Below are 10,819 nucleotides of genomic sequence, written 5' to 3'. Positions count from 1 at the left end.
AGATGTGTATAAGAGACAGGCCGACGGGTGAGCCCACCGCTGCCGGGGACGATCTCGGTCGCGGAAGCAGGCGGGAACGGCGGCACACCGGCCGCGGGCGCCGCGCCGGCGTCGCGGGCTGCGAACCGGCCGCGGCGGCACGCTCCCGCTCGCGCGCCTGGCGCCGCGACAGGGGCGGGTGCGCGTCGGACGAACTCATGCAACGCTCCGATACAGATGGTGCTTGGAGATGTACTGGACGACACCGTCGGGAACCAAGTACCAGACGGGGAACCCCCGTCGAACCCGGTCACGGCAGTCCGTCGAGGATATGGCCAGTGCAGGGACTTCGAGCAAGCTTACGTCCCGCTCGGGCAATCCGGTGAGGCTCAAGGCGTGTCCCGGACGCGTCACGGCCACGAAGTGCGCGAGGTCCCACAGACCATCATGGTCTTTCCAGTCGACGATCTGCTGAACGGCATCTGCGCCCGAGATGAAGACGAGCTGGGCATCTGGTCGCTGTTCGTGCAGATCCCGCAGGGTGTCGACGGTGTACGTCGGCCCCGGGCGGTCGATGTCCACGCGGCTGACGGTGAACATCGGGTTCGACGCGGTGGCGATCACGGTCATCAGGTACCGGTGCTCGGCGTCGGTGACGTCGGACTTCATGTACGGCTGTCCGGTGGGGACGAAGACGACCTCGTCGAGGTCGAAGGCCCGCGCCACCTCGGACGCCGCGACCAGGTGCCCGTGGTGGATGGGGTCGAACGTGCCACCCATCACGCCGATGCGTGGCCGTCCGGTGGTCTCGAGCATCGAGTGGTCGGTCAGATCTTGGTGTGGCCGAACTCGTCGACACCCGTCTCGTGGTGGCGGGTGGCCTCGAACTTCTGGGAGTGGCGGTAGGCCACGTCACGGAAGCTCCAGGTCACGAAGCCGAGGAAGATGAAGAAGAGGGCGCCGACCATGGGGAACACGAACGCGGGCGCCCCGGAGGCGTGCTCAGCAGCTTCTGCGAGGAGGGTCATCGTTCGTGCTCCGTTCGGTCGGGGAAAGACGCCGTTCAGTCTAGCCGCGGATCTGCCCGGAGCCGCGCACGATCCACTTCGTGCTCGTCAGCTCCGGCAGGCCCATCGGACCGCGCGCGTGCAGCTTCTGCGTCGAGATGCCGACCTCGGCCCCGAAACCGAACTCGCCGCCGTCGGTGAACCGGGTCGACGCGTTCACCATCACGACCGCCGAGTCGACGGTCGCCAGGAACCGTTCGGCGGTGTCGACGTCGTTCGTGACGATCGACTCCGTGTGGTGCGTCGACCACCGTGCGATGTGCGCCATCGCCGCGTCGACGTCGGGCACGACGCGGATCGACAGGTCGAGGTCCATCGACTCGGTCGCCCAGTCGTCGTCGGTGGCGCGGAGCACCCCGGGCACGATCGCCCGCGTGGCGTCGTCGCCGCGCAGCGTGACACCGGACGCCCGCAGCCGGTCGGCCAGCACCGGCAGGAGCCGTTCGGCGGAGGCCTCGTGCACCAGGAGGGTCTCGAGGGCGTTGCACACGCTCGGCCGCTGCACCTTGCTGTTCAGGACGATGTCGACCGCTCGCTGCTCCGGCGCGGAGGCATCGAGGAACACGTGCACGACGCCCGCACCGGTCTCGATGACGGGCACCTGCGACTCGGTGACGACGGTCTGGATGAGTGCGGCGCTCCCCCGCGGGATCAGCACGTCGACCAGGCCGCGTGCGCGCATGAGCTCGGTGGCACCGGCGCGGCCGAACTCGTCGATGGTCTGCACCAGGTCGCGGGGCAGGCCGACCGACTCGACCGCGTCCTGGATCCGGGCGACGAGCACGGCGTTCGTGTGCTGGGCCGCCGATCCGCCGCGGAGCACGACGGCGTTGCCCGACTTGAGCGCGAGCGAGGCGATGTCGACGGTGACGTTCGGGCGCGCCTCGTAGATGGCCCCGACGACACCGAACGGCACGCGCACCTGGGTGAGCTGGAGTCCGTTCGGCAGCTGCGACCCGCGCACGTGCTCCCCCACGGGGTCGGTCAGCCCGACGACGTGCTCGACCGCGGCGGCGAGGGCTTCGATCCGGCCGGGGTCGAGTCGCAGCCGGTCGAGCAGCCCGGACGAGAGTCCGCCGTCCTCGCCGGCGACGAGGTCGTCGTGGTTCGCGGCGACGATCTCGTCGGTCGCGGCACGCACCGCCGCGGCGATCGCGCCGAGGGCCGCGTCCTTGACGGCGGTCGTCGCGGTCGCGAGCGCCGACGAGGCGGCCCGAGCGGCCACGAGCTTGTCGGCCAGGGTCGGGGCGGGCGCGATCGACGACATGGACCGATTGTAGGTCCGCCCCTCGGTTTGTGACGGGCGTTCCGGACGCTCGCCGTGCCTCCGAGCCCAGTCCGCCGCACCGACCGGTCACGACACGTCGCCCCCGCCCGTCGAGCGGTCGCAGATCGTCGCTCCGCGACGCCCGCGCCGACGGTTCCCGACCACACGACCGCGCCCCGACGGGGAGTCGTGACCGCCTGGAGGCCCGCCAACGGTCCCGGGGACCCACACCGGGCCTCCAGGCGGTCGCGTCCACCCCGGCGGCTGGCCGCGTCGACCGGTCACGACACGTCGTCCCCCGCCCGCCGAGCGGTCACAGATCGTCGCTCCGCGACGCCCGCGCCGACGGTTCCCGACCACACGACCGCGCCCCGACGGTGAGTCGTGACCGCCTGGAGGCCCGCCACCGGTCCCCGGGACCCGCACCGGACCTCCAGGCGGTCGCATCCACCCCGTCGGTCGGTCACGACACGTCGTCCCGCACCACGCGAACGGTCGCAGATCGTCGCTCCGCGACGCCCGCACCGACGGTTCCCGACCAGTCGGCACCGGGCCGACGGCGAGTCGTGACCGCTCCGGGCGCAACCCGTCTCAGGCACGCGGCGCGGCGTGGAACCAGGTGCCGAGGTGTTCGCCCGCCAACGCGCGGTCGACCAGCGCCGTGTCGGTCACGAGCACCGCGGTGCCCGCCTCGGCCGCGAGCCGCGCGGCGGCGACCTTGGTCCCCGCTCCCCCGGTGCCGACGCCGGCGGTGCCGATCGAGCCGAAGGTGACCCCGGCCAGCTCGTCACCGAACGGCACCTCGTCGATGCGGGTCGCGCCGGGCTGCTCCGGGGGTGCCGTGTAGAGCGCCTCGACGTCGGAGAGCAGCACGAGGGCGTCGGCCCCGAGCAGCCGGGCCACCAGGGCCGCGAGCCGGTCGTTGTCGCCGAAGCGGATCTCGTGCGTGGCGACGGTGTCGTTCTCGTTCACGATCGGGAGCACGCGCAGGGCGAGCAAGCGATCGATGGCGCGCTGGGCGTTCACCCGGTGCGTGGGGTTCTGCAGGTCACCGGCGGTGAGCAGGATCTGCGCCGCGACGACACCGTGACGGTCGAGTTCCTTCTGGTACCGGAACATCAGGACGTTCTGCCCGGTGGCCGCCGCGGCCTGCTGCGTGGCGAGGTCGTCAGGACGGCCCTCGAGTCCGAGGAACGGGAACCCGGTCGCGATCGCACCGGACGACACGAGCACGACCTCGGTCCCCCGGCCGTAGGCGGCGGCCAGGGCGTCCACCAGGGGGCCGATCTGGCCGGCGGCGTCACCGCTGACCGAGCTCGAACCGACCTTGACCACGATCCGCCGCGCACGCGGGATGTCCTCGCGCCGGGTGACGGGGCCGAGGTCGGTGCGGGCGGTCGTGTCGGTCATGCCGCGGTCAGTCCTTCTGGTCGCTGGTCTCGACCTGCTCGCTGGTGCCGAGCTGGTCGCTGGTCACCACGTCGTCGTCCACCCAGAGCCCGGAGACGCGCTCCTGCTCGAGCTCGGCACGGGCGGCCGCCTTGGCGTCCATCCGCTCGAAGTACTCCTCGCGCCGCTCGTTGCGGGTCGGACGCGAGGTCGCACCGATGCGGGCGTCGGTGCCACGGGCGCTCGTGATGAGCTCCGCGGTCGACGTGAGCGTGGGCTCCCAGTCGAACACCATGCCGCCGTCGCCACCGATGACGACGGTCGAGCCGGCGACGGCTCCGGCCTTGAACAGACCGTCCTCGACGCCGAGCTTCGCGAGCCGGTCGGCCAGGTAGCCGATCGCCTCTTCGTTGGTGAAGTCGGTCTGCTGGACCCAGCGCTCCGGCTTGGCGCCGCGGACGCGGTAGAAGCGGTGCTCCTCGCCGCCCTCGGCGCGCACGGTGAACGGCTTCTCGTTGACCGAGCGGGGGCGGAGCACGATGCGCTCCGGCACGGGCTCGGCCGCACGGGCGGCGCGAGCCTGCTCGACGATGTCGGCCAGGGCGAAGGTCAGCTCACGGAGCCCCTTGCGGGACGCCGTGGAGATCGGGAAGACGCGGTAGCCGCGGCCCTCGAGCTCAGCGGTGACGAACTCGGCGAGCTCCTGCGCCTCGGGCACGTCGATCTTGTTCAGGGCGACGAGCTGCGGGCGCTCGAGCAGCGGCACCTGGCCCTCGGGGACCGGGTAGCGCTCGAGCTCGCCGAGGATGACGTCGAGGTCGCTGATCGGGTCGCGGCCCGGGTCGAGCGTGGCGCAGTCGATGACGTGGAGCAGCGCCTCGCACCGCTCGACGTGGCGCAGGAACTCGAGGCCCAGGCCCTTGCCCTCGGACGCGCCCTCGATCAGACCGGGGACGTCGGCGACGGTGAACCGGGTGTCACCGGACTCGACGACACCGAGGTTCGGGGTGAGGGTCGTGAACGGGTAGTCCGCGATCTTCGGCTTGGCGGCGGAGACGGCGGCGATGAGCGAGGACTTGCCGGCGCTCGGGAACCCGACGAGGGCGACGTCGGCGATGGTCTTCAGCTCGAGGCTGATGTCACCCGCCCACCCCTCGGTGCCGAGCAGCGCGAAGCCGGGGGCCTTGCGCTTCGTGGTGGAGAGCGCCGCGTTGCCGAGGCCGCCCTGTCCACCGGGGGCCACGACGACGCGCATGCCGGGTTCGGTGAGGTCGGCGATGACGTCGCCGGACTCGTCGTACACCACGGTGCCGACGGGCATCGGGAGCTCGAGGACCTCGCCGCTGACACCGCTGCGGTGGTCACCCATGCCGGGCTGCCCGTTCTTCGACGAGCGGTGCGGGGAACGGTGGTAGCCGAGCAGCGTCGTCACCTGCGGGTCGGCGACGAGCACGATGTCGCCGCCGTCACCGCCGTTGCCGCCGTCGGGCCCGGCGAGGGGCTTGAACTTCTCACGGCGGACCGACACGCAGCCGTTGCCGCCGTGCCCCGCGCTGAGGTGCAGGGTCACGCGGTCGACGAAGGTCGCCATGGGTCCACTCCTGGTGTTTCGTTGTGCCGACGGGATCGTCGGCGGGAAAAGCAAAGGAGGGGCGGGCACTCGGCCCGCCCCTCCAGCTGCAGTCGTTCGAACGACTACGCGTTGACGATGTTGATGACCTTGCGGCCACCCTTGGTGCCGAACTCGACCGAACCGGACGAGAGGGCGAACAGCGTGTCGTCGCCACCGCGGCCGACGTTGGCGCCCGGGTGGAAGTGGGTCCCACGCTGGCGGACGATGATCTCGCCGGCGTTGACGACCTCGCCACCGAAGCGCTTCACGCCGAGGCGCTGTGCGTTCGAGTCACGACCGTTGCGAGTGGAACTCGCACCCTTCTTGTGTGCCATGAGTTGACTCCCTTACGCGATCTTGGTGATCTTGACGCGGGTCAGCTCAGCGCGGAAACCCTGGCGCTTCTTGTACCCGGTCTTGTTCTTGAACTTCTGGATGATGACCTTGGGACCACGGAGGTCGTCGAGCACCTCGGCGGTGACGGTCACGTTCGCGAGCTCGGAAGCCGCCGACGTGATCTTGTCACCGTCCACGAGGAGCACGGGGGCGAGGTCGATGTTGCCCTTGTCGTCCGCCTTGGCACGGTCGATGGTCAGGATGGTGCCGACCTCGACCTTCTCCTGACGGCCGCCGGCGCGCACTACTGCGTAAACCACGTGGAAATCCTTACGTAACTCTGCTTGAGGGAAGTCTCGGGTGCCCACTTCTGCACGAGCGGCTCCCGGTAGGCCGGGCCCGATCGGCGACGCAGGCAGAACGGCCCGCTGACACCAGGGACCGAGAATACTCGATCACCCTGGGTCCGGTCAAACGGCGACACCCGTACGATTGCACGGTGACCGTGTTGATCGACCCACCGACGTGGCCCGCCCACGACACACTGTGGTCGCACCTCGTCAGTGATGAATCCTACGCGGAACTCCACGCGTTCGCTGCGCGGGCCGGTGTGCCGCGCCGTGCGTTCGACCACGACCACTACGACGTCCCGCTCGCGCGGTACGACGAACTGGTCGCCGCGGGCGCCTCGGCGGTGACCGGTCGCGAGCTCGTGCTGCGGTTGATCCGCAGTGGCCTGCGCGTGGCGCAGCGGGACAAGCGCGGCCTCTGACAGCGCGTCAGGGCGGCCGGGAGGCCCGGTTCGGGTCCGCCCCGCGCGGCACTTCGCACGGCGCGCCGCCGGCTCGCAGGGCCGCGCGAACGGTGCGAGGTTCCGTGCTCCGTGCGACGCGGAGACGGGCGCACCGAGTACGGAACCTCGCACGGGTCGGCGGGGGCCTCGCACCGTGCGAGGGGCCGCGGGCGGGCTCAGCGGGGCGCTGGACCGCCCCAGGGGTTCGCCGGGGGCTGCTGCTGCGGGGGCTGCTGGATCGTCGACGGCGGCACCGCGTCGGCGGGTCGAACGGTGCCCGGCATGCCCGGGGTCGTCGACGGGCCTCGTCCGCGGCGCGGTCGACCGAGCCAGAGCCAGGCCGCCGTGGCGGTCGCCAGGAGCATCACCGTGAACGGCAGACCGTTCTGCAGCGGCCGCGTGACCACGTCGATGACGAGCTGGGAGGCGCCTGCGGTGGTCGCTCCGAGCGACCCGGTGAAGACCCCGACGAGCATCAGGGCCACCGTCCCAGCGGCGCCGGCGAGGACCACGCGGAGCAGGAGCCTCGGCAGCGGACTGCGACGGTCGATCGGCGTCAGGAACGCCAGGGCCAGGAACGCGCCGACGTAGTACGGGAACGGCGCCACGAAGACCCCGGTCGTGAAGCTGCCGAGCAGGCTCGTGCCGGCGCCGTAGTGCCGGAACGGACTGACCACGAGCGAGGTGCCGAGCAGCCCGAAGAGCCCGGACACGAACTCGACGAGCACCAGGGCCACCACGGCGATGAGCGCGCCGGCCGTGTTCGTCACCGAGGCCCCGGGCGCGAAGGCCCGACGCGGGTCTGCCGGGGCACGGGGCGGCCGCGGCGGGGCGTACGGCGCACCGGCACCGGGCTGACGCCCGTACTGCGGCACACCGCCCTGCTGCGGCGGCACGGGGCCGGGCTGCTGGGCACCCGGGCCGGGCGGTGCGGGCTGGGACCAGCCCGCACCGTAGTACCCACGCTGCTGCTGCGGGTCGCCCGGGTTCGTCACGTCAGTTCCCCAGGATCACTGTGCCGTCGGAGCCGTCGGCGTCGTCGGTCGGCTCCTCCGTCGGCGTGGCCGGAGCGCTGATGCTCGGCGACGAGACCCGGCGGGAACGCGAGCGCCCCTGTCCGGGCTGCTTCGGCTCCGGGAGCGCCTGGAGCACCGAGTCGAGCAGGGACTCGGCGTCCGGGGCGACCGCGCGGGGCTCGCGCTTGGGCGCCGCGGCGATCGGGATGTCCAGGATCGCGACGGTGTTGTCGGTCGGGGTCACGGTGGCGCTCGAGCTCACGCGACGACGGGCCGGGGCCTTCGCCTTCGGTGCGGCAGCGGGCTCCGTGACGGCCGGAGCAGCGGCCTTCGGCGCGCGCGCCTCGGGCTCGACGACCACGGCGGGCTCGGCAGTGGCCGAGGACTCAGGTGCGTCCGACTGCTCGGCGGCCTCGGTGGCCCCAGCCTGCGCGGCGGCCTGCTGGTCACCGTTCTGCTGGTCGCCGTTCTGCTGGTCTCCCCCGCGGCTTCCACGGCCACGACGACGACGCTTCGAGCCGGTCGGCTGTTCGCCACCCGTGCTGTCCGTACCGATCGACGCGTCGGCCGACGACGGTGCCGTGGCCTCCGTCGCGGTCACGGCAGCAGCCGCTGCCTCTTGCTCGTCGTGCGACAGGGTCGAGGCGGCGATCCGCGACAGCGCGTTCTTCACGTCGTCGGTGATCTGGTGCGCCTGGCTGGACGCGCCGTGCGACGGCCCCGACGAACCCGAGTTCCCGTTGCCGTTGCCGCCGTTCCCGCCGTTGCCGGACCGGCCGTTCTCGTTGCCGTTCCCGCCACGGCCCTTGCGGCGACCCTTGCTCGGGCCCGGGTCGGCGTTGTTGTCGTTGATCTTGGCGTTGACCTCGTCGAGGGACTCGCGCAGACCGACACCGATCTTCTTGCGGGTCATCTGCACGAGGCCGAGCGAGGTGATCTCGGCGACCTGGTGCTTCGTCCGGTCACGGCTCAGGCACTCCACCAGGCGCCGGAGCACGAGGTCGCGGTTCTCCTCGAGCACCATGTCGATGAAGTCGACGACGATGATGCCGCCGATGTCCCGCAGGCGGAGCTGCCGGACGATCTCCTCGGCGGCCTCGAGGTTGTTCTTCGTGACCGTCTCCTCGAGGTTGCCGCCGGAGCCAACGAACTTGCCCGTGTTGACGTCGACGACCGTCATGGCCTCGGTGCGGTCGATGACGAGCGAACCGCCGGAGGGCAGCCAGACCTTGCGGTCGAGCGCCTTGTCGATCTGCTCGTTGAGACGGAACTCCTCGAAGGAGTCGGGGCCCTCGTACCGGACGACGCGGTCCTTGAGGTCCGGGGCGACGGCCGACAGGTACTCGTCGATGGTGCCGCCGGCGGCCTCACCGTCGATGATCAGCTTCGTGAAGTCCTCGTTGAAGACGTCGCGGACGATCTTGATGAGCAGGTCGGGCTCGGAGTGCAGCATCACCGGGGCGTGGCCACCGGCGACCTTCTTCTGGATGGCCTCCCACTGGCTGGTCAGGCGCTGCACGTCGCGGGTGAGCTGCTCCTCGGTCGCACCCTCGGCAGCGGTGCGCACGATGACGCCCGCGTGCTCCGGCAGCACCTCCTTGAGGATCTTCTTCAGTCGGGCACGCTCGGTGTCCGGCAGCTTGCGCGAGATCCCGTTCATCGAGCCGTTCGGCACGTAGACCAGGTAGCGACCCGGCAGCGAGATCTGGCTGGTGAGGCGCGCACCCTTGTGGCCGACCGGGTCCTTCGTGACCTGCACGAGGACCTTGTCGCCCGGCTTGAGCGCTGCTTCGATGCGGCGACCGTGGTTGCCGGTCTCGACGGAGTTCCAGTCGACCTCACCGGCGTAGAGCACGGCGTTCCGGCCACGACCGATGTCGACGAACGCCGCCTCCATCGAGGGCAGGACGTTCTGCACCTTGCCGAGGTAGACGTTTCCGATGAGCGACACGTTCTCGGACTTGGTGATGTAGTGCTCGGCGAGGATGCCGTCCTCGAGCACGCCGATCTCGATCGTCGACGAGCTGGAGCGGACGATCATCTGGCGGTCGACGCTCTCGCGGCGGGCGAGGAACTCGTCCTCGCTGACCACCTGACGGCGGCGTCCGGCATCACGGCCGTCACGACGGCGCTGCTTCTTCGCCTCGAGCCGGGTCGAGCCCTTGATGCGCTGCGGCTCGGTGATGAGCTCCGGCTCGCGGCGGCGCGGCTCCTGGTGGTCGCGCGGCTCGCGGGCCTCGCGGTCAGCGCTCGAACCACGGCGACGCGAGCGACGGCGCGAGCCGCCCTGGTCGTCGCGGTCGTCACGGTCGCGATCGCGGTCGAACCGGTCCTCGCGGTCGTAGCGGTCGTCCTCGTCACGGTCACGGTCACGGTCACGGTCACGGTCACGATCGCGGTCGCGCTCGAACCGGGGCGCGCGCTGCGGCAGCTCCGGCAGCACCGGCGCGTGGAAGATCAGGCTGAGCGTGCTCGTGGCCTTCGGCACGAACGGCTCGTCGGCGGGTGCTGCGTCGTCGCTCGCCTCGGCCGTCGGTGCGGCGTCGGCCGGACGGGAGGCGCGGTCCGCGTCCGCCCCGTCGGTCGCGGTCGCCGACTGGTCGCCCGTCACGACCGGCAGGTCACCGGTCAGCGTGCTCACGTCGTGCGGCTCGGCACCGCTGTCGGCGACGGCCTCGACCGCGACGGAGACCGCCCCGGTGTCGGTCGGCTCGACGGGCGACGCCGGCGAGGCCGGGGAGTCGGGCGAGTCCGGCGAATCGGGAGAGTCCGGCGAACCGGCCGACGCGACGCTGGCCGCGGGACGGGCGTCAGCGCCGCCCGTCAGCGCGAGGGTCTCGTCGGCGTGGGGTGCCTGCTCGGCGCCCCTCCCCACGAGCTCGGCCGCCACGTCGCTTCGCGACGCGTCGGAACCGGCTCGCGTGGGCCCAGCCTCCTGGCCGGACGACCGGGCGCGGCGACCGCCGAACAGGCGGCTCCGGCGCTTCGGCGCGTTCTCGTCGTTGGTCGTGTTGTCGTTGTTCTGCTCCACCATGGACTGGTGCACTCCTCGGCCCCACTCGCACCCTTTCGGGTGGCGGGAATTCTGTGTCGTGGCGGGCGGCGTCGACGCCCCCGCGCTCGCTGTCTCGTGATCGGTCCGCGTCAACTTCTCGTTGCGTCCGCGCCCGTTCCGGTCCGGGCACCCGGCCCGGTCCGGCTCGGCGTCGGAGTGACGCTGCCCGACCACAGTGCGCTCTCACCGCACCTGATCGTCCGGGTTCGGCCCGGTGGGGCGTCACTCGGAAAGCTCTCTTCGGTGTGCGGTTGGCCGCACGACCTCCAGGCATTATCGCATGCCGCACCCGGAAAGCACCGGAA

Annotated in this window: 10 protein-coding genes; 1 reads left to right on the top strand and 9 read right to left on the bottom strand. The window is 71.5% G+C overall.

The window, feature by feature from the left end:
• Positions 1 to 195 precede the first annotated feature (195 nt).
• The 7 genes from nadD to rplU all read right to left on the bottom strand — a co-directional run bounded on the left by nadD (position 196) and on the right by rplU (position 5,970).
• Positions 196 to 795 (bottom strand): nicotinate-nucleotide adenylyltransferase, encoded by a 600-nt coding sequence (gene nadD / locus DEJ00_RS15070; protein WP_027464719.1) that lies wholly within the window; start codon positions 793 to 795, stop codon positions 196 to 198.
• 11 nt (positions 796 to 806) lie between these two features.
• Positions 807 to 1,007, bottom strand: a complete 201-nt coding sequence (locus DEJ00_RS15065) for a hypothetical protein (RefSeq protein WP_035807661.1) — start codon at positions 1,005 to 1,007, stop codon at positions 807 to 809.
• 40 nt (positions 1,008 to 1,047) lie between these two features.
• Positions 1,048 to 2,313, bottom strand: coding sequence for a glutamate-5-semialdehyde dehydrogenase (locus tag DEJ00_RS15060; RefSeq protein ID WP_111057903.1), 1,266 nt, complete (start codon positions 2,311 to 2,313; stop codon positions 1,048 to 1,050).
• A gap of 591 nt (positions 2,314 to 2,904) precedes the next feature.
• Positions 2,905 to 3,723, bottom strand: a complete 819-nt coding sequence (proB, locus tag DEJ00_RS15055) for a glutamate 5-kinase (RefSeq protein WP_258373703.1) — start codon at positions 3,721 to 3,723, stop codon at positions 2,905 to 2,907.
• A gap of 7 nt (positions 3,724 to 3,730) precedes the next feature.
• Positions 3,731 to 5,293, bottom strand: a complete 1,563-nt coding sequence (gene obgE, locus DEJ00_RS15050; RefSeq protein WP_111057902.1) for a GTPase ObgE — start codon at positions 5,291 to 5,293, stop codon at positions 3,731 to 3,733.
• 104 nt (positions 5,294 to 5,397) lie between these two features.
• Entirely contained in the window at positions 5,398 to 5,649 is a 252-nt protein-coding gene (rpmA, locus tag DEJ00_RS15045) for a 50S ribosomal protein L27 (protein WP_017885976.1), read from the bottom strand.
• 12 nt (positions 5,650 to 5,661) lie between these two features.
• Positions 5,662 to 5,970 (bottom strand): 50S ribosomal protein L21, encoded by a 309-nt coding sequence (rplU, locus tag DEJ00_RS15040; protein WP_027464715.1) that lies wholly within the window; start codon positions 5,968 to 5,970, stop codon positions 5,662 to 5,664.
• A 179-nt stretch (positions 5,971 to 6,149) separates the two neighbouring features.
• Here rplU and DEJ00_RS15035 point away from each other — a divergent pair, with 179 nt between their 5' ends.
• Entirely contained in the window at positions 6,150 to 6,422 is a 273-nt protein-coding gene (locus DEJ00_RS15035; protein WP_110859229.1) for a DUF4031 domain-containing protein, read from the top strand.
• A 197-nt stretch (positions 6,423 to 6,619) separates the two neighbouring features.
• On the opposite strand, the gene DEJ00_RS15030 is transcribed toward DEJ00_RS15035, so the two are convergent.
• Positions 6,620 to 7,438, bottom strand: a complete 819-nt coding sequence (locus DEJ00_RS15030; protein WP_111057901.1) for a hypothetical protein — start codon at positions 7,436 to 7,438, stop codon at positions 6,620 to 6,622.
• Between the two features lies 1 nt (position 7,439).
• On the bottom strand, positions 7,440 to 10,493 hold the full coding sequence (locus DEJ00_RS15025; protein ID WP_111057900.1) for an Rne/Rng family ribonuclease: 3,054 nt from the start codon (positions 10,491 to 10,493) through the stop codon (positions 7,440 to 7,442).
• Positions 10,494 to 10,819: the final 326 nt, after the last annotated feature.

Source organism: Curtobacterium sp. MCLR17_039, from assembly GCF_003234745.1.
Lineage (GTDB): Bacteria > Actinomycetota > Actinomycetes > Actinomycetales > Microbacteriaceae > Curtobacterium > Curtobacterium flaccumfaciens.
Note: the sequence above shows the minus strand (reverse complement) of the source record. Positions and strands in the feature narration are given on the sequence as shown.

Bases quoted from the DNA above. Each gene is read 5' to 3' on its own strand.
- DEJ00_RS15060 (WP_111057903.1), bottom strand. From the start codon at position 2,313: ATGTCGTCGATCGCGCCCGCCCCGACCCTGGCCGACAAGCTCGTGGCC.
- nadD (WP_027464719.1), bottom strand. From the start codon at position 795: ATGCTCGAGACCACCGGACGGCCACGCATCGGCGTGATGGGTGGCACG.
- obgE (WP_111057902.1), bottom strand. From the start codon at position 5,293: ATGGCGACCTTCGTCGACCGCGTGACCCTGCACCTCAGCGCGGGGCAC.
- rpmA (WP_017885976.1), bottom strand. From the start codon at position 5,649: ATGGCACACAAGAAGGGTGCGAGTTCCACTCGCAACGGTCGTGACTCG.
- DEJ00_RS15025 (WP_111057900.1), bottom strand. From the start codon at position 10,493: ATGGTGGAGCAGAACAACGACAACACGACCAACGACGAGAACGCGCCG.
- DEJ00_RS15065 (WP_035807661.1), bottom strand. From the start codon at position 1,007: ATGACCCTCCTCGCAGAAGCTGCTGAGCACGCCTCCGGGGCGCCCGCG.
- proB (WP_258373703.1), bottom strand. From the start codon at position 3,723: ATGACCGACACGACCGCCCGCACCGACCTCGGCCCCGTCACCCGGCGC.